20 protein-coding genes are annotated in these 21,078 nt (G+C 59.8%); 10 read left to right on the top strand and 10 right to left on the bottom strand.

Annotated elements, in window-relative coordinates; genetic code table 11:
* Nucleotides 1-26: 26 nt before the first annotated feature.
* The 8 genes from rodA to ACWGZX_RS10560 all read left to right on the top strand — a co-directional run bounded on the left by rodA (nucleotide 27) and on the right by ACWGZX_RS10560 (nucleotide 7,668).
* Nucleotides 27-1,130, top strand: a complete 1,104-nt coding sequence (rodA, locus tag ACWGZX_RS10595) for a rod shape-determining protein RodA (RefSeq protein WP_452629001.1) — start codon at nucleotides 27-29, stop codon at nucleotides 1,128-1,130.
* 17 nt (nucleotides 1,131-1,147) lie between these two features.
* Nucleotides 1,148-2,158 (top strand): lytic murein transglycosylase B, encoded by a 1,011-nt coding sequence (mltB, locus tag ACWGZX_RS10590; RefSeq protein ID WP_223521963.1) that lies wholly within the window; start codon nucleotides 1,148-1,150, stop codon nucleotides 2,156-2,158.
* Nucleotides 2,158-3,171: a septal ring lytic transglycosylase RlpA family protein gene (locus ACWGZX_RS10585; RefSeq protein WP_452628271.1), complete on the top strand. Its 1,014-nt coding sequence runs from the start codon at nucleotides 2,158-2,160 to the stop codon at nucleotides 3,169-3,171. The genes mltB and ACWGZX_RS10585 overlap by 1 nt, the downstream gene beginning before the upstream one ends.
* A 180-nt stretch (nucleotides 3,172-3,351) precedes the next feature.
* Nucleotides 3,352-4,509: a D-alanyl-D-alanine carboxypeptidase family protein gene (locus ACWGZX_RS10580; RefSeq protein WP_452628270.1), complete on the top strand. Its 1,158-nt coding sequence runs from the start codon at nucleotides 3,352-3,354 to the stop codon at nucleotides 4,507-4,509.
* An 83-nt stretch (nucleotides 4,510-4,592) separates the two neighbouring features.
* Nucleotides 4,593-4,868 (top strand): DUF493 domain-containing protein, encoded by a 276-nt coding sequence (locus ACWGZX_RS10575; protein WP_223521967.1) that lies wholly within the window; start codon nucleotides 4,593-4,595, stop codon nucleotides 4,866-4,868.
* Nucleotides 4,868-5,515, top strand: a complete 648-nt coding sequence (lipB, locus tag ACWGZX_RS10570) for a lipoyl(octanoyl) transferase LipB (protein WP_452628269.1) — start codon at nucleotides 4,868-4,870, stop codon at nucleotides 5,513-5,515. Before ACWGZX_RS10575 ends, lipB begins: the two co-directional genes overlap by 1 nt.
* A 1-nt stretch (nucleotide 5,516) precedes the next feature.
* The gene (lipA, locus tag ACWGZX_RS10565) at nucleotides 5,517-6,542 is read left to right on the top strand and encodes a lipoyl synthase (RefSeq protein WP_008035102.1); all 1,026 of its coding nucleotides are present in this window, start codon (nucleotides 5,517-5,519) and stop codon (nucleotides 6,540-6,542) included.
* A 175-nt stretch (nucleotides 6,543-6,717) separates the two neighbouring features.
* The gene (locus ACWGZX_RS10560; protein WP_452628268.1) at nucleotides 6,718-7,668 is read left to right on the top strand and encodes a S66 peptidase family protein; all 951 of its coding nucleotides are present in this window, start codon (nucleotides 6,718-6,720) and stop codon (nucleotides 7,666-7,668) included.
* 117 nt (nucleotides 7,669-7,785) lie between these two features.
* On the opposite strand, the gene ACWGZX_RS10555 is transcribed toward ACWGZX_RS10560, so the two are convergent.
* From ACWGZX_RS10555 to leuS, 5 genes are all read right to left on the bottom strand, one after another.
* A complete protein-coding gene (locus tag ACWGZX_RS10555) occupies nucleotides 7,786-9,108 on the bottom strand; it encodes a lytic murein transglycosylase (protein ID WP_452628267.1) in 1,323 nt (440 codons plus the stop codon).
* Between the two features lie 61 nt (nucleotides 9,109-9,169).
* A complete protein-coding gene (gene arfA, locus ACWGZX_RS10550; RefSeq protein WP_007946659.1) occupies nucleotides 9,170-9,334 on the bottom strand; it encodes an alternative ribosome rescue factor ArfA in 165 nt (54 codons plus the stop codon).
* Nucleotides 9,335-9,607: 273 nt separating this feature from the next.
* Nucleotides 9,608-10,645: a DNA polymerase III subunit delta gene (gene holA / locus ACWGZX_RS10545; protein ID WP_452628266.1), complete on the bottom strand. Its 1,038-nt coding sequence runs from the start codon at nucleotides 10,643-10,645 to the stop codon at nucleotides 9,608-9,610.
* A 39-nt stretch (nucleotides 10,646-10,684) separates the two neighbouring features.
* A complete protein-coding gene (locus tag ACWGZX_RS10540) occupies nucleotides 10,685-11,290 on the bottom strand; it encodes an LPS-assembly lipoprotein LptE (protein ID WP_452628265.1) in 606 nt (201 codons plus the stop codon).
* Between the two features lie 88 nt (nucleotides 11,291-11,378).
* The gene (gene leuS, locus ACWGZX_RS10535) at nucleotides 11,379-13,985 is read right to left on the bottom strand and encodes a leucine--tRNA ligase (protein WP_452628264.1); all 2,607 of its coding nucleotides are present in this window, start codon (nucleotides 13,983-13,985) and stop codon (nucleotides 11,379-11,381) included.
* A 279-nt stretch (nucleotides 13,986-14,264) separates the two neighbouring features.
* Here leuS and ACWGZX_RS10530 point away from each other — a divergent pair, with 279 nt between their 5' ends.
* Nucleotides 14,265-14,585, top strand: coding sequence for a hypothetical protein (locus ACWGZX_RS10530; RefSeq protein WP_223521981.1), 321 nt, complete (start codon nucleotides 14,265-14,267; stop codon nucleotides 14,583-14,585).
* 114 nt (nucleotides 14,586-14,699) lie between these two features.
* Nucleotides 14,700-15,461 (top strand): YdcF family protein, encoded by a 762-nt coding sequence (locus ACWGZX_RS10525; RefSeq protein ID WP_452628263.1) that lies wholly within the window; start codon nucleotides 14,700-14,702, stop codon nucleotides 15,459-15,461.
* A 110-nt stretch (nucleotides 15,462-15,571) separates the two neighbouring features.
* Here ACWGZX_RS10525 and lnt read toward each other — a convergent pair whose 3' ends face one another.
* From lnt to miaB, 5 genes are all read right to left on the bottom strand, one after another.
* Nucleotides 15,572-17,095 (bottom strand): apolipoprotein N-acyltransferase, encoded by a 1,524-nt coding sequence (gene lnt / locus ACWGZX_RS10520; protein ID WP_452628262.1) that lies wholly within the window; start codon nucleotides 17,093-17,095, stop codon nucleotides 15,572-15,574.
* A gap of 15 nt (nucleotides 17,096-17,110) precedes the next feature.
* On the bottom strand, nucleotides 17,111-17,950 hold the full coding sequence (locus ACWGZX_RS10515; protein WP_452628261.1) for an HlyC/CorC family transporter: 840 nt from the start codon (nucleotides 17,948-17,950) through the stop codon (nucleotides 17,111-17,113).
* A 5-nt stretch (nucleotides 17,951-17,955) separates the two neighbouring features.
* Nucleotides 17,956-18,450, bottom strand: coding sequence for an rRNA maturation RNase YbeY (gene ybeY / locus ACWGZX_RS10510; RefSeq protein WP_223521988.1), 495 nt, complete (start codon nucleotides 18,448-18,450; stop codon nucleotides 17,956-17,958).
* Complete coding sequence (locus tag ACWGZX_RS10505) at nucleotides 18,443-19,447, bottom strand: PhoH family protein (protein ID WP_223521989.1); 1,005 nt, start codon at nucleotides 19,445-19,447, stop codon at nucleotides 18,443-18,445. Before ACWGZX_RS10505 ends, ybeY begins: the two co-directional genes overlap by 8 nt.
* A 228-nt stretch (nucleotides 19,448-19,675) precedes the next feature.
* Nucleotides 19,676-21,004, bottom strand: coding sequence for a tRNA (N6-isopentenyl adenosine(37)-C2)-methylthiotransferase MiaB (miaB, locus tag ACWGZX_RS10500; RefSeq protein ID WP_452628260.1), 1,329 nt, complete (start codon nucleotides 21,002-21,004; stop codon nucleotides 19,676-19,678).
* Nucleotides 21,005-21,078 lie beyond the last annotated feature (74 nt).

Raw genomic sequence — 21,078 nt, 5'->3', positions numbered from 1 at the left:
ATCGCATGCTCTCAAGCGAAGATGTGATGCGTCGCCGCGCGACGCTGTTGCAACGCCTGCACATCGATGGGCCGTTGCTCATTTTGCTGCTGACCCTCGCCGCCGGCAGCCTGTTCGTGCTGTATTCGGCCAGCGGCAAGAGCTGGGACCTGCTGGCCAAGCAAGCCACTTCGTTTGGTATTGGCCTGGTGTCGATGGTCGTCATCGCGCAGTTCGAGCCGCGTTTCATGGCGCGGTGGGTGCCGGTCGGTTATGTGCTCGGTGTGCTGTTGCTGGTGGTGGTGGACGTCATGGGCCACAACGCCATGGGCGCCACGCGCTGGATCAACATCCCCGGGGTGATCCGCTTCCAGCCCTCGGAGTTCATGAAAATCCTGATGCCGGCGACCATCGCCTGGTATTTGTCCAAGCGCACCTTGCCGCCGCAGCTCAAGCACGTTGCGGTCAGTCTGTTTCTGATTGGCTTGCCATTTATCTTGATCGTGCGTCAGCCGGACCTGGGGACATCGCTACTGATCCTCGCGGGTGGCGCGTTCGTCTTGTTCATGGGGGGCTTGCGCTGGCGCTGGATCATCAGCGTGCTGGCGGCTGCCGTGCCGGTGGCCGTGGGCATGTGGTACTTCATCATGCACGACTATCAGAAGCAGCGAATCCTGACGTTCCTCGACCCGGAGAGCGATCCGTTGGGGACTGGCTGGAACATCATTCAGTCGAAAGCCGCCATCGGTTCCGGTGGTGTGTTTGGCAAGGGCTGGCTGCTGGGCACCCAGTCGCACCTGGACTTCCTGCCGGAAAGCCACACCGACTTCATTATTGCGGTATTGGGCGAAGAGTTCGGCCTGGTCGGCATTTGCGCGTTGCTGTTGATTTACCTGCTGCTGATTGGACGGGGTCTGGTAATTACCGCTCAGGCCCAGACATTATTCGGCAAATTGCTCGCGGGCAGTTTGACCATGACGTTTTTTGTTTATGTTTTCGTCAACATCGGTATGGTCAGTGGCCTGTTGCCGGTGGTGGGGGTGCCGTTGCCGTTCATTAGCTACGGAGGAACTTCGCTGGTAACGCTGCTGTCAGCGTTTGGGGTTTTGATGTCGATCCATACCCATCGTAAGTGGATCGCACAGGTTTGAATAAGGTGAAGATTTCAATGCAAGTAATGCGTGGCTGGGTGACTCGATACGCGCCATGGGTCGGCCTGGTAAGCATCCTTGGCACAACGCAGCACGCGTTGGCCGGCGAGTACGAAGGCTCACCCCAGGTGGCTGAATTTGTCGGTGAAATGACCCGCGATTACGGTTTCGCCGGTGAACAGCTGATGGGCGTGTTCCGCGAAGCCGAGCGCAAGCAGTCGATCCTGGACGCGATCTCGAAACCCGCCGAACGGGTCAAGCAATGGAACGAATACCGCCCGATGTTCATCACCGATGCGCGTATCGCCCGTGGTGTGGACTTCTGGCGTCAGCACGAAGCGGTGCTGGCGCGTGCCGAGCAGGAATACGGTGTGCCGGCGCAGGTGATCGTCTCGATCATCGGCGTAGAAACCTTTTTCGGCCGCAATACCGGCAATTACCGGGTGATCGACGCATTGTCGACCCTGGGCTTCGACTATCCTCCCCGCGCTGAATTCTTCCGTAAGGAATTGCGTGAGTTCTTGCTGCTGGCCCGGGAAGAGCAGGTCGATCCGTTGACCCTCAAGGGCTCCTACGCAGGTGCCATGGGATTGCCGCAGTTCATGCCGAGCAGTTTTCGCGCGTATGCGGTGGACTTCGACGGTGACGGTCACATTAATATCTGGACCAATCCCGACGATGCCATTGGTAGTGTCGCCAGTTACTTCAAGCGTCACGGTTGGGTCGCCGGCGAACCGGTGGTCAGCCGCGCCGATGTCCGTGGCGAGCAGGTGGACGACGGTTTGACCACGGGCATCGAGCCGACTAAAACCGCAGGGGAGTTGCGGGCTCTGGGGTGGTCAAGTCATGATGCGCTGCGCGATGATATGCCGGTTACGGCTTTCCGCCTGGAAGGTGACAATGGCCCCGAATACTGGATGGGCCTGCAGAATTTTTATGCGATCACGCGTTATAACCGCAGCGTGATGTACGCCATGGCCGTACATCAACTGTCTGAACAGCTGGTCCAAGCACGGGGCGTCAAGTAATGCGGGCATTGCCTATGAATAAACCCCTGAAGTTCATGGCTTTCGCCGCGTTGGCGGTGCTGCTCGCCAGTTGCTCGACCAGTCGCGCACCCGCTCAGAAATCCTCGTCCACTGCCGTGCGCCCGGCGCCGGGGCTGGACATCAACCGCGCCCACAAAGATGGCGCGCCGTGGTGGGATGTCGACGTATCACGCATCCCGGATGCCACGCCGACCCTGCACTCCGGCCCTTATAAGGCCAACCCGTACACGGTTCTGGGCAAGACCTACTTCCCGCTGCAAGAATCCAAGACTTACGTCGCCTCGGGCACGGCGTCCTGGTATGGCACCAAGTTCCACGGCCAGAACACCGCCAATGGCGAGGTCTACGACCTGTATGGCATGAGTGCCGCGCACAAGACGTTGCCACTGCCGAGTTACGTCCGGGTGACCAACCTGGACAACAACAAGAGCGTGATCCTGCGGGTCAACGACCGTGGGCCGTTTTATTCGGACCGTATCATCGACTTGTCCTATGCCGCCGCCAAAAAGCTCGGTTATGCCGAAACCGGCACGGCGCGGGTCAAGGTCGAGGGTATCGACCCGCAACAGTGGTGGACCCAAAAAGGCCGCCCAGCGCCTTTGATGCTCAACGAGCCGAAAGTCGCGCAAAATAGCGCCCCGGTGATTACGGCTTCGGCCGGTACCGTCGAGCAATGGACGCCTCCGGCGCAGCAACACGCTGCGGCCGTCGTGCCTGTTCAGCTGGATGCAAAAAAAAACGCTTCTGTACCAGCCTCTGGCCAGTATCTGCAGGTGGGCGCGTTCGCCAACCCGGACGCTGCAGAACTCCTGAGATCGAAGCTCAGCGGGATGGTGAGCGCCCCGGTGTTCATCAGCTCGATCGTGCGCAACCAACAGACACTGCATCGGGTGCGCCTGGGGCCGATAGGCTCTCCGGGTGAAATCCAGCAAGTGCAGAACAGCGTGCGCATGGCCAATCTCGGTTCGCCGAGCCTGGTCACCGCCGAGTAATACGTAGTACCTGATTGACGGTTCACTTGCGATTCATGGGGTGAACCTGGTTGTTGGCTCGTAACGAACAAAAGCCCGGCAAGGGTTCTGAGTGAACAGCTGAATACGCGATGGCCCGTTAGAAGGTCATCTGATTAGTTTTGCCCCCGGGCAGTTTCCATTAGCGATTTCGAGAGACGGATGAACATCACCACCTTTGCCAAACGCCTGTTCCTGTTAGTCCCGCTGCTCCTCTCACCGGCTGCGTTCGCGGTCGAGGTGATGCCAGCTCCACCACAACTGGCTGCCAAAGCCTATGTGCTCATGGATGCCAGCAGCGGCAACGTGCTGGTCGAAAACAATGGTGACCAGCGTCTGCCGCCGGCCAGCCTGACCAAGCTGATGACCGCCTACCTCGCGACCCTGGAAATCCGTCGTGGCCAGATCGGCGAAAACGACCCGGTGACCGTCAGCGAAAACGCCTGGCGCACCGGTGGTTCGCGGATGTTCATCAAGGTGGGCACGCAGGTGACTGTCAGCGACCTGCTGCACGGCATCATCATTCAGTCGGGTAACGACGCCAGTGTTGCGCTCGCCGAGCACATCGCCGGCAGCGAAGACGCCTTCGCTGACATGATGAACAAAACCGTGGCCGACCTTGGCATGACCAACAGCCACTTCATGAACCCGACCGGTCTGCCGAACCCGGAGCACTACTCGTCGGCTCATGACATGGCGGTGCTGGCTCGCGCGATCATCCACGAAGACCCGGCTCACTACGCGATCTACTCGCAGAAAGAATTCTTCTGGAACGGCATCAAGCAACCTAACCGCAACCTGCTGCTGTGGCGCGACAAGACCGTCGACGGTCTGAAGACCGGCCACACCGACGAAGCCGGCTACTGCATGGTGTCTTCGGCTGTACGTGATGGCATGCGCCTGATCGCCGTGGTGTTCGGCACCAGCAGCGAAGTGGCTCGCGCCGCCGAAACCCAGAAGCTGCTGACTTACGGTTTCCGCTTCTTTGAAACCCAGACCTTCTATCAGAAAGGCGCCGAGCTGGCTCAGGCCCCTGTCTGGAAAGGCGCGACCAATCAAGTCAAGGCCGGCCTGGCTGAAGACCTGACCATGACCCTGCCAAAAGGCCAGCTGAAAAAGCTCGCTGCCAGCATGACCATGAACCCGCAGCTGATTGCGCCAATCGCCAAGGGCGACGTGATCGGTAAAGTCGAAGTGAAGCTGGAAGACAAGGTGGTGCACAGCGCCGACCTGATCGCCCTGGACGCTGTCGAGGAGGGTGGTATCTTCCGCCGTATGTGGGATAGCATCCGTCTATTCTTCTACAGCATGTTCAACTGATAGTGTGCTCCTGCAAGGCCCCGTGCTGATCCGGCGCGGGGCTTTGTTGTCGCCACGGCTTACGCTTACGAGGCCGTTACGCCATGACCGATACCGAAGTAAAGGCACCAAAGATCGAATTCCCTGCCACTGATTACCCGGTTAAGGTGATCAGCGACACCGGCGTGGGTAACAAGGACAAGATCATCAATATCGTCAGAAAACACGCCACCATCAACGATGAGCGTGTTGACGAGCGCCAAAGCAGCAACGGCAAATACACCACCATCCAATTGCACATTGTCGCCACCGACCAGGACCAGCTGTACAACATCAACAGCGAACTGCGGGCTACCGGCTTCGTGCACATGGTGTTGTGATGTCTGGCACGCTGGGCTTTCGTGAGCTCGGCCAGATGGCTTACGAGCCGGTCTGGCACGCCATGCAACGCTTCACCAACGAACGCGGCACCGACGCCGCCGACGAGATCTGGCTGGTCGAGCACCCGCCAGTGTTCACCCAAGGTCAGGCTGGCAAGGCCGAGCACCTGTTGCTGCCGGGGGATATTCCGGTGGTACAGGTCGACCGTGGTGGTCAGGTAACCTATCACGGGCCTGGCCAACTGGTGGCCTATCTGCTGCTGGATGTGCGCAAGCTGGGGTTTGGCGTGCGTGACCTGGTCACCCGCATGGAACTCTGCCTGATCGAACTGCTGGCGAGCTACGGCGTCACTGCCGCCGCCAAGCCGGACGCGCCGGGTGTCTACGTCAACGGGGCGAAAATCGCTTCCCTGGGTCTGCGGATCCGCCATGGTTGTTCCTTTCATGGCTTGGCCCTGAACGTGGACATGGACCTGGAACCGTTTCGACGGATTAATCCCTGCGGATACGCCGGGCTGGCGATGACCCAGCTGAGCGATCACGCAGGATCGATTGAATTTGCCGAGGTAAGTGCCCGGCTGCGCGCGCAGCTCGTCAAACACCTCGACTATGCTGAGCAGACGACCCTAACGGGCGGAATCGACTGATATGACTACTGATGCAGTGCAAACCATGATCCCGACGCTTGATGTTACCGAGCGTCCGGCCCCGCGTGCCAAGGTTGAAGCCGGCGTCAAGCTGCGCGGCGCCGAGAAGGTTGCACGTATCCCGGTGAAGATCATTCCGACCACCGAACTGCCGAAGAAACCCGACTGGATTCGCGTGCGTATCCCGGTTTCGCCGGAAGTCGACCGCATCAAGGCCCTGCTGCGCAAACACAAGTTGCACAGCGTGTGCGAGGAAGCGTCCTGCCCGAACCTGGGCGAGTGTTTCTCCGGCGGCACCGCGACGTTCATGATCATGGGCGACATCTGCACCCGTCGCTGCCCGTTCTGCGACGTCGGCCACGGCCGTCCGAAACCACTGGACGTCAATGAGCCGGAAAGCCTGGCTATCGCCATCGCCGACCTGAAGCTCAAATACGTAGTGATCACCTCGGTAGACCGCGACGACCTGCGTGACGGCGGTGCCCAGCACTTTGCCGACTGCATCCGCGAGATCCGCAAGCTGTCGCCAAACGTACAGCTCGAAACCCTGGTCCCGGATTACCGTGGCCGTATGGACGTGGCGCTGGAAATCACCGCTGCCGAGCCACCAGATGTGTTCAACCACAACCTGGAAACCGTGCCGCGCCTGTACAAGGCTGCGCGTCCAGGTTCGGATTACCAGTGGTCGCTGACCCTGCTGCAACGCTTCAAGCAGATGATGCCGCACATTCCGACCAAGTCCGGCCTGATGCTGGGCCTGGGCGAAACCGACGAAGAAGTCATCGAAGTCATGAAGCGCATGCGCGAACATGACATCGACATGCTGACCCTGGGCCAGTACCTGCAACCGTCCCGCAGCCACTTGCCGGTGCAGCGTTTTGTGCACCCGGATACCTTCGCCTGGTTTGCCGAGGAAGGTTACAAGATGGGCTTCAAGAACGTCGCGTCCGGCCCGTTGGTACGTTCCTCGTACCATGCCGATGAGCAGGCAAAGTTGGTCAAAGCTGAGCTGATATCGTCCTTGTAATTTGGCGGTGACATAAAAGGCGCCCGCATGGCTTTTCAGGCCTTGCGGGCGTTTTTTTGCCTGGCCTACGCCAGCCAGTGTTTTTTCCTGCAACCTGCGGGCGACTGACCCTCTTCTGTTTGTCCCCGTTCCTGACTACTGTGTGCTGAAGATTTTCGCGCAGGGAGATTCATGGATGACCGTTCGACCGACCCACACGCTGTATCCGCATAAACCTGTTCCGGCCTTGCCGTCGGAAGGGCTGATCGGCGTGATTGCACCCGCCGGTCCCGCCGGGCTGGACACTGACAAAGCCATCGCCTGGATGCGCGCTCGCGGCTATGCGTTGCGGGTGTTTCCCGGGGTATATGAACAGGATGGGTATCTGGCCGGCAGTGACGAGGTGCGGCTCAATGATCTGCACGCGGCGTTCGCTGACACAGAAGTCGATGCGATTATCTGCCTGCGTGGTGGTTACGGCACACCGCGTTTGCTCGACCGAATTGATTTCGAACTGCTGCAAAACAACGCCAAACCGTTCATCGGCTACAGCGACATCACGGCGCTGCACTTGGCGATCAGCCGTTATGCCGGTTTTGTGACCTTTCATGGCCCGCTGCTCAATGCCGATTTGCTGGGCGACAAGCAGAAGCCTACCGAGTCGTCGTTTTTCAACATGCTCAGAGGGCAGGTGAAGACCGGCAGCGTACTGTCGCACCCGGTGGCCTGGCCGTTGACCACGATCGAGCCCGGTATCGCTCACGGGCGTTTGCTGGGTGGCAACCTGTCGATGATTGCCGCGACCATGGGCACGCCGTACGAGCTGGACGCCGAGGGCGTCATCCTGCTGATCGAGGACGTCAACGAGCCGCTGTATCGCATTGACCGGCTACTGACCCATCTGCGGCTGGCTGGCGCGCTGGGCAAGCTTCGTGGGGTTTTGGTGGGGGATGTGGCAGGGGTCGATGCGGCAGCGCTGGAGCAATTGCTAAAACAGACCTTCGAGCCGTTGCGGATACCGGTGCTGGCCGGGTGGCGTAGTGGTCATTGTGATCCGAACCTGACGTTGCCGATGGGAGCGTTGGTTCGATTGGATGCGGGGAAGAAGGAGTTGGTGTTGGAGCAGGATGTGGTGGTCAGGCGCTAGAGTTTCGTCGCCTGATAGTCAGCTATCGTCGGAACGCCGCCCGGAGCAAGCCCGCTCCCACACTGGATCTGTAAACGACACAAAATCTGTGGGAGCGTGGCTTGTCCGCGATGCTTTTTAGCGGCTACGCAGTCCTTCCAGCAACTTGTGCGTCGGATACCCATCCGCCGGCCAGCCAAACGACTGTTGTGCACTGCGAATCGCCTTGCGCGTGTTGGCGCCAATGATTCCGTCAGGGATGCCCGCGTCGTAGTTCTGGGCACTCAGCAGGCTTTGCAGTTCCATGCGCTCGGTGCGGCTCAACGGCAAATCATCTTTGGGCCAGTTGCCGCTGATCAGTCCTGCACCGTCGAAGCGTTCGGACAGCAAACTCACGGCCAACGCATAAGACGACGAGTTGTTGTACTTGAGTATCGCGCGGAAGTTGTCGAGGACCAGGAACGCAGGGCCACGATAACCGGCTGGCAGCAACAGGGCCGCGGAGAGGTGTTCCGAGCCTGGCGGAACCTGAGCCCCCGGGGGCAGTGAAACGCCCAGCTGCTGCCACTCGGCGACGCTTTTGCGAATCGTGCCATCGGCCAAAACGTAGTTGAAACTGCTTGGCAGTCGTACTTCAAAGCCCCACGGCTGGCCTTTCTGCCAGCCGGAGCTTTGCAAGTAGTGCGCAGTCGAGGCCAATGCGTCGGCGGGGCTGTCCCAGATGTCGCGGCGGCCATCGCCGTCGAAATCCACGGCGTGGGTGTTGTAAGTGGTCGGGATGAACTGGGTCTGGCCCATGGCGCCGGCCCAGGAACCGAGCATTTTCTCGGGTGTGATGTCGCCTTGTTGCAGGATTTGCAGGGCGGCGATCAGTTGATCGTGCGCAAAGCCCGGGCGCCGGCCTTCGTACGCCAGGGTTGCCAGCGAGTTGATGACCGACTTGCTGCCCTGGAACTGACCGAAGTTACTTTCCATGCCCCACACCGACACCAGTGCTTGGCGGTCGACGCCATAACGTTGTTCGATGCTTTGCAGGATGGCAGCGTTTTCGCTGATCAGCGCTTGGCCTTTACGTACTCGCAGTGGAGAAACTGCGCCATCGAGGTATTCCCACACCGGACGGGAAAATTCCGGCTGGCTGCGATCGGCACGGATCACGCTGGGGTCGAAGCTGACATCGGCAAAGGCGCGGTCGAACAGATCGGCGCGGATACCGGCGGCCAGTGCGTCTTTGCGGAAACCCGCTTGCCATTCGGCGAACGACTGGGTGGGCTGGATGTCGGGGGTTTCACCCGTCGGCACCGCGGGCGGATAGACCGCAGGAGCTGTCGCGACAGGAAGGGTTTTGAGCGGCTGGGCGTCGGCGGCAGTCGGTTTTTCCGCGCAGGCGACAAGCAAAATGAGGCTGGAGGCAGCTATCAGTTGGCGAACTGGCCAACGACGGGAAAGACAAAGGGGCATGCACAGGTCCAGGGCAATCGATTCAAGTGCAGACCTTAACATGTAGAAGGGGTGTTCTGCTTTACGCAGCCAGAAAGTAAGAAGCCTCCCAGCTATTAGACTGGAAGGCTTCGCGGCGGTAGCTGCCTTTGCCCTTGCCGGCTCGTTCCTGACGGCTGCGGAACAGTGGCTGGGCGATGATGGATTTGGCCTTGTTGGGGCCATGCGTTGATGGCTTTTTGCTCATGATGATTTCTCGTAAGTGAGGGGATTTTGCGGGGCAAATCATCGGCCGAAGTTGTGGTTCTGTCTAGTCCCCACAGGTTGTAGGACCTTTCGGCGATCGCAAAACCTGTAGCAGCTGGCGCAGCCTGCGTCGGCCGGTCCGCGCTCGGGCGAAGCAGTCGCCAAATCAGCCGATGGGGTATGTCAGGAAGATTCTGGATTCAGGGTTTACGACTGCTTCGCCCGAGCGCGGACCGGCCGACGCAGGCTGCGCCAGCTGCTACAGGGGGAGTGTTTACTCGGAAGGCAAAGTCAGGCGCTGACCGGCCATCAACAGCGTCAACCGGCTCAGGCTCATCCACGGCGAACCCGCCGCCTGGCCTTTAATTTGCGCGTCGATACGCTGCGCTTCGAGCAGCAACTGCGCCCAGCGTTGCGCCGAGTAGCGTTGCAGTGCCTTGCTCATCAGCGGCTTGCGCTTGTCCCAGATCGGCGGTCGGGCCGAGCTGAACGCCTTATCCAGCGGCACGCCCTGACTGTATTGCAGCGACAGGTTAGCCAGCAGGCGCAGTTCCCGGGCCAGCGCCCAGAGAATCACCGGTGGTTCGACACCTTCACCGCGCAGCCCTTCCAGCATGCGCAGCGCGTGGGCCGCTTCACCATTGAGGATGGCATCGGTCAGGCCAAATACGTCGAAACGTGCACTGTCGGCCACGGCAGCCTGTACGGTTTCGACAGTGATCTGCCCACTTTCGGCCATCAATTTGAGCTTTTCGATTTCTTGCGCGGCGGCGAGCAGGTTGCCCTCGACGCGAGCTGCAATCAGTTCGACCGCGTCCTGGCTGGCCGACAACCCTGCCTGAGACAGGCGCTGGCGGATCCAGCTTGGCAACTGGTTGGCATCCACCGGCCAGATCTGCACGAACTGAGTCTGCTGACCTTCGACCAGCGCCTTGCCCCACTTGGTTTTCTGCGCGCTGGCGTCGAGCTTGGGCAGGCTGATCAGCAATATCGTGTCTTCGGCCGGGCGCGAGCAGTACTCTATGAACGCGGCGGCGCCTTTGTCGCCGGGTTTGCCGGACGGCAGGCGCAGTTCCAGCAGGCGTTTTTCGGCAAACAGCGACATGCTTGCCCCCGCCTGCAACAACGTTCCCCAGTCGAAACTGGCGTCGGCGGCGAAGACCTGACGTTCGTCGAAGCCCTGCTGGCGCGCGGCCGCGCGAATGGCATCGGCCGCTTCCTGGCACAGCAGCGGGTCATCGCCACTGATGATATAGACCGGCGCGAGGGCACCTTGCAGGTGTTTACCGAGTTGGGCGGGGGCAAGTTTCATAAGAGAGGCCAAACGGGGCGCCGGAACGCCCCGAAAGTTTTACTGCTGAGGGATCTGGACAGGCGACTGGCGCGGAGTATTCGCTTCAGCCTTCTGTGCTGCTTCCAGCGCCTGGGCTTCGGCCTTGGCCTTGGCTTCTGCGGTCTGCTGCAGTTGGTCCAGTTGCGCCGGGGTGATCTGCTGCAGACGCAGCATCATGCGTTGAACCAGCTCGCGACGGCTTTCGTTGCGCGCGGCGCTAGCTTCCTGGTCCGAACCCAACAGGTTGTTGCCGTCGTGAACGTAGGTCTTCTGCACCTCGAGCTTATCGCTCATCAGCGGCAGGTTATGTGCCCCACGAATGTCGTAGTTCAACACGGTGATCAGTTCATATTCGCCGGTACCGCCACCGCCTGTGTAACTGAGGACGCGCTGGTTGTTCTGCTCATTGGTCAGCACCAATTTGTAAGGTGCGCCGGCGTAGACCTTGACGCCACTGCTTTCCAGCGCCTGACGCAGCATCACCACGGTTTCGCCGTAGGCATTGCGGGCGCTCAGGTCGATTTCGGTGATCGCCAGTTCGGTGGTGCCGGTGCCGCGCAGCTGGAAACCGCAGGCGCTCAACAGGACCGCAAGGCCCATCACCAGCAGATTGCGTTTGATCATTTTGTTGCTCCCCTTGAAACCATGTGGGCCGATCTGGCGGCCCGTAAGGTTTTACTCGGCGCCGGGCATGGCCCGGCGCCTGGTCCAATTAGCTGGCGACGATATTGACCAGTTTCCCGGGCACGACGATCACTTTGCGAATAGTCAGGCCGTCGACAAAGCGCAGCACGTTTTCGTTGGCCCGTGCGGCGGCTTCGACTTCTTCACGTGTCGCGCTGGCCGGCATTTCGATCTGGCCGCGCAGCTTGCCGTTGACCTGGATCACCAGTGTCAGGCTGTCCTGCACCAGCGCGCTGTCGTCCAGCACTGGCCAACCGGCGTCGATCACAGGCTCAGCGTGACCTAGTTGATTCCACAACTCGTGGCAGATGTGCGGGGTGATCGGGGCCAGCAGCAGAGTCACTGTTTCCAGACCTTCGTGAACCAGTGCGCGATCCTGTTCGGTGCCTTGGGCCGCTTTTTCCAGCACATTCATCAGCGTCATCACCTGGGCGATGGCGGTGTTGAATTTGTGGTTCTGGCCGACGTCATGGCTGGCCTGCTTGATGGCCTGGTGGATCGAACGGCGAATGACTTTCTGCTCGTCGTTCAGGCTGGCGACGTCCAGTTTCCCCGGCAGGCCCTGAGTGACGTGCGCTTGAGCCAGGCGCCAGACGCGCTTGAGGAAGCGGTGCGAACCTTCTACTCCGGAGTCGGACCATTCGGCGCTCATGTCCGGCGGCGAGGCGAACATCATGAACAGGCGGCAGGTGTCTGCGCCGAACTGGTCAATCATCGACTGCGGGTCAACGCCGTTGTTCTTGGACTTGGCCATCTTCTCGGTGCCACCGATTTCCACCGGCAGGCCGTCTGCGATCAGCTTGGCGCTGATTACCTTGGCCTTGCTGTCGCGTTCAAGTTCGACGTCCGCCGGGTTGAACCACGTGTAGGCACCGTTGGCTTCGCGACGGTAGTACGTCTCGGCGATTACCATGCCTTGGGTCAGCAGGTTCTTGAATGGCTCATTGGAGCTCACCAGGCCTTCGTCGCGCATCAGCTTGTGGAAGAAACGCGCGTAGAGCAGGTGAAGAATTGCGTGTTCGATACCGCCAATGTACTGATCCACCGGCAACCAATGGTCGGCCGCGGATTTTTCCACCAGGCCACCTTGGTAGTTTGGCGAGGCGTAACGGGCGTAGTACCACGAGGACTCGACGAAGGTGTCCATGGTGTCGGTTTCACGCTTGGCAGGCTGACCGCATTTCGGGCAGCTGCACTCGTAGAACTCCGGCATGCGTGCCAGTGGCGAACCGGCACCATCGGGCACGACGTCTTCTGGCAGTACCACGGGCAATTGATCTTCCGGGACCGGCACATCGCCGCAGGTGTTGCAGTGGATGATCGGGATCGGGCAGCCCCAGTAGCGCTGACGGCTGATGCCCCAATCGCGCAGGCGGAACTGGGTACGCGAAGCGCCGAGGCTTTTCTTGATCAGCGCGACTTCGATGGCGTCGAATGCGCCGGCGAAGTCGAGGCCGTCGAACTCGCCGGAGTTGATCAGCGTGCCGTACTCGCCATAAGCGTCCTGCCATGGCGCCGGGTTGGTGTCGCCTGCGCTTGTACGCACCACGGACTTGATCGGCAGGTTGTACTTGGTGGCGAACTCGAAATCACGTTCGTCGTGCGCCGGGACAGCCATGACCGCGCCATCGCCGTAGTGCATCAGCACGTAGTTGGCGACCCACACCGGCAGTTTCTCGCCGGTCAGCGGGTGCTCGACGAACAACGTGGTCGGCAGGCCTTTTTTCTCTTGAGTGGCGACGTCGGCTTCAGCGACGCTGCCGCCCTTGCATTCAGCGATGAACGCTTGCAGCTCAGGATTGTTCTGCGCGGCCAGGGTGGCCAAATGGTGTTCGGCGGCCACGGCAACGTAGGTGGCGCCCATCAGGGTGTCCGGACGGGTGGTGAAGACTTTGAGCGCGCCGGCCTCGCCGATGGAATCGACGTTGTACGGGAACTGCACTTCCATGCCACGGGACTTGCCAATCCAGTTGCGCTGCATGGTCTTGACCTGTTCAGGCCAGCCAGTCAGTTCGTCGAGGCTCTCCAGCAGCTCATCCGCGTAAGCGGTGATCTTGAAGTAGTACATCGGGATTTCGCGTTTTTCGATCAGCGCGCCGGAACGCCAGCCGCGACCGTCGATCACCTGTTCGTTGGCCAGGACGGTCTGGTCGACCGGGTCCCAGTTCACGGTGCCGCTTTTTTTGTAGATCACACCTTTTTCGAACAGGCGAGTGAACAGCCATTGTTCCCAGCGGTAGTAATCCGGCTTGCAGGTGGTCACTTCGCGGGACCAGTCCACCGCCAGGCCCAGGCTGCGCAGCTGGGTTTTCATGTAGGCGATGTTTTCGTAGGTCCACTTGGCGGGCGCTACGTTGTTCTTCATTGCGGCGTTTTCCGCTGGCATGCCGAAGGCGTCCCAACCCATGGGTTGCAGGACGTTCTTGCCTTGCATGCGCTGGTAGCGGGAGATCACGTCGCCGATGGTGTAGTTACGCACGTGCCCCATGTGTAGCTTGCCGCTGGGGTAAGGGAACATCGACAGGCAGTAGAACGTCTCCTTGCCTGGCTGTTCACTGACTTCAAAGGACTTTTGCTCATCCCAGAATGACTGGGCGGCGGCTTCGATTTCACGGGGCTGATATTGTTCGTGCATGGCTACTTTTGAACTGAATAGGGGTGGCCTAATCCTCTTCAATGCAACGCTGGGCGGTGATCACGCCAAATCGGCGTTTTGGTGCCCAGACGAGCAGGAAGTGGAGTTACAGGAAGCGCCGTAGCATACATGACCGCACTCTACCGAGGGAAACCCTGATTACTGTCGCGCGTCTTGTAAAAACCGCTGCGAGGGCCGTTGGTCGCAGCGCTCAGCCGGTTTGTTCATGGAAGCTAAGCTCTAAATGGGGAGCGAGTCTTATCTTCAATGAGGTGAGGGATGGTTGAGTCACGGCAAAAAGCTACAAAACCGGAGCTGTACGAAAGACTGATTGATCGTCTGGGAATGGCTCTGGACGTTGCAAAAACTGCTGGTCGGCTGCGCGATGAGCGTCCCCTTGAGCTGGAACTGCGTGGTCTTAGTCCCGCAGAGTTTGAATTGGTCAAAGCCTATCTGGATCGCAGTGAACGGGAAACACGTGGATGCTTGTCAGCAGCAGTGCAGCAACTCGACGCCCCACGTTCGGCCAAAATCATCTGGCTCAAGGATAAAGTACCTGGCAGGGATGCGGTAAAGGTCCGGTCTCTGCAATTCAAGTAAGGGCGCATGAGCTATTGGCCCCTTCTTTTGACACATTCCAAAGCGTAGTCCTTCCATATTTGTTGTCGCTTTGCGTCAACCCACTTAGGCTTCGGGCATCTCTGGAGATGCTCGATGCCTTTTCGATATTTCGTGAAACAACTTCTGTTGCCGCCCGGCCTTCTTTTGCTGTTGCTGGTTCTTGCGTGGTGGTTGCGCCGCTCAAGGCCAAGGCTTGCGGGTGTGTGCTTTGTCTTGGGTTGCGGGGGCTTCTGGCTGATGAGTTTGCCCGTGGTGGTGCAGTGGAGCGCTAAAGCGCTTGAGCGCGAACCACCGCTGGCACGCGACGAGTGGGCGACGCTGGGTCAGCGCGCGGACGCCATCGTGGTGTTGGGTTCCGGGCGTGAACGCGGCGACCTGGCCTGGGGCGCCGACCAGCCGACTGGCGTAGGGTTGGAGCGCGAGCGATATGCGGCGCGTCTGGCCAAGGCTTCTGGTTTGCCGGTTCTGACCAGCGGTGGTTTGCACTACGGCACGCCACCCACCGAAGCGAAGTTGATGGCGGACTCGCTGCTCGATGATTTCGGCGTGACAGTACGCTGGCAGGAAGGGCGCAGCCGTACGACGTGGGAAAACGCGCAGTTCAGTGCCGAAGTGTTATTGCCTCAGGGCATCAAGCGGGTCGTGGTCGTGACTCAGGCCTGGCACATGCCGCGGTCTGTCTGGAGTTTCCAGAAGGCAGGATTTGAAGTGGTGCCCGCGCCGGTAGGATTTTTAGGTGTGGATAATGCCCGACCGCTGGGCGGCTGGATGCCGGAATTCAAATCGATCTGGCAGTCCGGGCTATTGATGAATGAGGCGGTGGGGCAGATCGGGTATTCGATGTTTTACCGCTGATCCATTGTGGCGAGGGGGCTTGCCCCCGTTGGGCTGCGCAGCAGTCCCATTCCTTCTGGGGATAAAGGGGGCCGCTACGCGACCCAACGGGGGCAAGCCCCCTCGCCACATCAGACGATCTTGGCCATCCGGCTGGCAATCAACGCCCAGCCAAACAACAGCACGCAAACGATGAGCAGCGGCCACGAGCGCCATTGCAGGTAAGGCGTCAGGTTGTGCATCGGCACGACTTCGCCGTACAGGATGCCGCGTTCGAACTGCGGGATCTGCGCGGTAATCTGGCCAAACGGGTTAATCAGGCCGGACACGCCGTTGTTGGTGGCGCGGATCATCCAGCGGCCCGCCTCAAGCGCGCGCATCTGTGCCATCTGCAAATGTTGCAGTGGGCCGATGGAGGTACCGAACCAGGTGTCATTGCTGATGGTCAGCAGCAAGTCACTGCGGGCCGCGAGGCTGGCGGCGAATTCCGGGTAGACCACTTCGTAGCAGATGAATGGCGCAATCTGATAACCCTTGGCCTGCAACATCGGCTGATCGGCCGGTCCTCGCGCGAAGTCGGACATTGGCAGGTCGAAGAATGCGATCAGCCCGCGCAGTACATCCTGCAACGGCACGTATTCGCCAAACGGCACCAGTTTCTGCTTGAGGTAAGTACCTTCGCCTTCACCGACGACAGTAATACCGTTGAAGAAGCGTTTCTCGTGGTGCACTTCCTGACGGATCGGTATGCCAGTAATCAACGCCGAATTACGCTCGGCGGCGAAGTTACCCATCATGTTCAGGTAGCTCTCGGCGGACTCCTTGAGTACCGGCACGGCGGTTTCCGGCCAGATCAACAGGTCGACGCGTTTGGAGCGAAAGCTCATGTCACGGTACAGCCCCAATTGCGCATTGAGCTGCGCCGGGTCCCACTTCATGCTTTGTTCGATGTTGCCTTGAATCGCTGCGACGCTTAACGGCGGGCCCGCCGGGCTGGTCCAGGCGTGTTCTTTCAGTGCCATGCCGGCCACCCATGGGCCAATCAGCAGCAACGCGCCGACCGCGATAAACCCTTTGCGCCCGGTGCGTACCAGGCGCAATGCGTTGTAGATCAGCGCGGCCGTCAGGGCGAGGGTGAAGGAAATCAGCCACATCCCGCCCACGGGCGCGAGTCCGGCCAATGGGCCATCAAGCTGGCTGTAACCGGAATAGAGCCATGGGAAACCAGTGAGGAACCAGCCACGAAACGCTTCCTGGCCAACCCACAGCGCCGCAAATGCCAAGGCATCCGCCAGTGGCGCTTCATTGCGACGCAACCAGCGCGCCCAAATCCAGGCGGGCAGGGCGAAGAACCAGGCAATCGCCGCCGTGAAGATCAGCATCAGGAAACCGGCCAGCAGCACCGAAGCACCACCGAAATGGTGAATGCTGTAGTAGATCCAGCTGGTGCCGGCGCCAAACAGACCGAAACCGAAACACCAACCACGGCCCAAGGCCTGACGTGGGCTTAGTTCGCGTAAACCGGCGTAAAAGAAACCGACTGCCAGCAATGCCAACGGCCAGATATCGAACGGCGCCAAGGCCAGAGTGGTGAGTGCACCGGCCGCCACGGCCAGCAGGTTACCGGGCCAGCCGGGGCGGGTTATCCAGCGCATTTCTATCCTTAGTTTTTACCGAGCAATAGGCGTCAGGCGAAGCAAGTGAATCCGACGGCTGTCGGCATTCAGGATGCGGAAGCGATAAGGGCCGATTTCAGTGATTTCGTTGCGTTTTGGCAAGTGCCCAAACGCGCTCATCACCAGGCCGCCGACCGTATCAAATTCATCGTCGGAAAATTCGCTGTCGAAGAAGTCGTTGAAGTTTTCGATCGGCGTCAGGGCCTTGATCAGGAAATCACCGCTGGGCAGCGGCTTGATGTAGCTGTCTTCCTCGACGTCGTGCTCGTCTTCGATGTCGCCGACGATTTGTTCCAGCACGTCTTCGATGGTCACCAGCCCAGCCACACCGCCGTACTCGTCAATGACGATGGCCATGTGGTTGTGGTTGGCGCGAAATTCACGCAGCAGCACATTCAGGCGCTTGGACTCGGGCACGAAGGTGGCCGGGCGCAGCAGGTCCTTGATGTTGAAACGGTCGCCATTCTCCTTGAGGATCAACGGCAGCAAGTCCTTGGCCAGCAACACACCCATCACGTCATCGTGGCTTTCGCCGATGACCGGGTAGCGGGAGTGAGCCGAGTCAACCACGGCGGGCAGGAACTCGCGAGGGGTCTGGGTCGCCTTGATGCTGACCATTTGCGAGCGCGGGACCATGATGTCCCGTACTTGCAGGTCCGCAACCTGGATGGCGCCTTCGACGATGGCCAGCGCTTCGCTGTCCAACAGTTTGTTCTGGTGTGCATCGCGCAGGAGCTCCAGCAGCTCCTGACGGTTTTTCGGCTCGTGGGCAAAAGCCTGGGTGAGCTTACCCAGCCAAGACTTCTGCCCGTTGCTCGATCGATCTTCGCTCATAGCGATTACTCTGAATCCTTTGTTGTAACAATAGGGGATGTTTCGGTTTCGTCGTCCGCGTACGGGTCCGGATAGCCCAATTCTGCAAGCAACGTTCGTTCCAGTGCTTCCATTTCTTCGGCTTCGTCGTCATCTATATGGTCGTAACCCAGCAGATGCAAGCAGCCGTGAATGACCAGATGTGCCCAATGGGCCTTCAGTTCCTTGCCTTGTTCGGCCGCTTCGCGCTCAACCACGGCCACGCAGATCACCAGATCGCCCAGCAGCGGGATATCCAGAAACTCGTCGGGTACATCGGCGGGGAACGATAGAACGTTAGTGGCGTAATCTTTTTGCCGCCAGGTGTGATTCAGTTCGCGGCCTTCTGCTTCGTCGACCAGGCGAATGGTCATCTCCGAATCGGCAGTGCGTTGGCGCAAGGCCAGTTCGCACCATTGGCGGAACTCGGCTTCAGTGGGGGCGGACGCTTGTGTCGCCAGTTGCAGATCAAGCTCAAGCATCGCGGCGGTGGTCCTTGGGGGCTTCTTCGGCCACGCGGTTCTCGAAGCGCTCGTAGGCTTCGACGATGCGCTGCACCAGTGGATGGCGCACAACGTCCTTGGGCATGAAATGGGTGAAGCTGATGCCCGGCACGTCTTTGAGCACCTCGATCACATGGTGCAGCCCTGACTTGGTGCCTTTCGGCAAGTCGACCTGGGTAATGTCACCGGTGATGACCGCTGTGGAGCCAAAGCCGATACGGGTCAGAAACATCTTCATCTGCTCGACGGTGGTGTTCTGGCTTTCGTCGAGGATGATGAAACTGTTGTTCAGCGTGCGACCGCGCATGTAAGCCAGCGGCGCAACTTCGATGACCTGGCGCTCGATCAGCTTGGCGACGTGTTCGAAGCCGAGCATTTCGTAGAGGGCGTCGTAGAGCGGGCGCAGGTATGGGTCGATCTTCTGCGACAAGTCGCCTGGCAGGAAGCCGAGCTTCTCGCCAGCTTCAACCGCCGGGCGAACCAGCAGGATGCGGCGAATCTGCTCACGCTCCAGCGCGTCTACCGCGCAGGCAACGGCCAGATAGGTTTTGCCAGTACCGGCAGGGCCGATGCCGAAGTTGATGTCGTTGCCGAGAATTTCCTTCACGTAACGCAGCTGATTCAAGCCGCGAGGGCGAATCATGCCTTTTTTGGTACGCAGTGCTACGGAGGGTTCTGACGGGGACACATTGTCCAGCTCTTCGACGGCCGATTCCTGCAGGAACAGGTGAACCATGTCCGGCGACAGGTCGGTACCTTTGGTTTCCCGGTACAGGCGGCGCAGGAGGTTTTCCGCGGAGGTGGTGTGTTTGGGCTCGCCGATCAATTCGAACTGGTTTCCGCGGTTGCGGATCTCGATGGTCAGGCGCTGTTCGATCAAGCGCAAATGCTCATCGAATTGCCCGCACAGATTGGCGAAGCGGCGAGCCTCAAAAGGCTCGAGGATGAAACGATGCGGTTCTATGGGTGCGTTCAAGGTCGTATTTAGCCGCCCTGGGGCAATTAAGTTGAAATCAAGGATAACGCCAGTGGGCTGGGTGCGAAAGCTCTTAAATAAGATGCCGGATTTCGGCACTTAATCTGTGGCGAGGGGGCTTGCCCCCGTTCGGCTGCGAAGCAGTCGCAAAATCTTGGGACCGCTTCGCGATCCTACGGGGGCAAGCCCCCTCGCCACAAAGCTCGCTCCCACAAGGGGATTGGTGTGTTACGGGATCAGCGAGCCCCGCAGCGAGTGCGGTTGTGCGGCATCGATGTGCACGTCGGCAAACTGGCCGATCAAGGTCGGATTGTCGCAGCGGAAGTTGACGATACGGTTATTCTCGGTCCGGCCTTGTAGCTCGCCAGGGTCTTTTTTCGAATAATCGGTGACCAGGATTCGCTGGATCGAACCGACCATTTGTCGGCTGATCTCGAAGCCTTGCTGGTTCAGGCGATGTTGCAGGGCGTTCAGCCGTTCTTTTTTCAGCTCTTCGGGCGTTTCATCGGCCAGGTCGGCAGCCGGAGTGCCCGGGCGCTGGCTGTAGACGAATGAATAGGAAAAGTCGAAGCCGACGTCTTCGATCAACTTCATGGTCTGCTCGAAGTCTTTTTCGGTTTCGCCCGGGAAGCCGACAATAAAGTCCGAACTGATGCAGATGCCCGGCACGGCCGCCCGCAATTTGCGCAGTTTGGATTTGTATTCCAGCGCGGTGTGGTTGCGTTTCATCGCCGAGAGAATCCGGTCTGAACCCGACTGCACCGGCAAGTGCAGGTGTTTCACCAGTTCCGGCACATCGGCGTGGGCCTGGATCAGGCTGTCGGAGAATTCCAGCGGGTGCGACGTGGTGTAGCGAATCCGGTCGATGCCATCGACAGCGGCTACAACGCGGATCAGTTCGGCCAGATCAGCCAAACGCCCGTCGTGCGTAGTGCCGCGATAACCGTTGACGTTCTGACCCAGCAGCGTCACTTCGCGCACGCCGCTTTCGGCCAGGTGAATGATCTCGGCAATCACGTCGTCGAACGGGCGGCTGACTTCTTCGCCACGGGTGTAGGGCACCACACAGAAAGTGCAGTACTTGCTGCAACCTTCCATGACCGACACGTAGGCACTCGGGCCATCGATGCGCGGCTCGGGCAAATGGTCGAATTTTTCGATTTCCGGGAACGAGACGTCGACTTGCGGCAATTTGGTGGCGCGTGCGGCGTCGATCATTTCCGGCAGGCGGTGCAGGGTTTGCGGGCCGAAGACCACGTCCACGTACGGTGCGCGATCACGAATGGCGGCGCCTTCCTGACTGGCCACGCAACCGCCGACGGCGATCACCATGTCCGGGTTGGCGAGTTTCAGTTCGCGCCAGCGGCCGAGCTGGGAGTACACCCGGTCCTGGGCGCGCTCGCGAATCGAACAGGTGTTGAGCAGGATCACGTCGGCGTCTTCAGCGCGAGCGGTGACTTCCAGGGCCTGGTGTTCACCCAGCAAGTCGACCATGCGCGAGCTGTCGTACTCGTTCATCTGGCAACCGTGGGTTTCGATGTAAAGCTTCTTGGCCATGGATACAGTCATCACGTGATTCAAAGAACCGCGCATTATAGGGAACATGTCCCAAGGTTCCTACCGTTGTGCGT

Source organism: Pseudomonas sp. CLCA07 (assembly GCF_053615335.1).
Note: the sequence above shows the minus strand (reverse complement) of the source record. Positions and strands in the feature narration are given on the sequence as shown.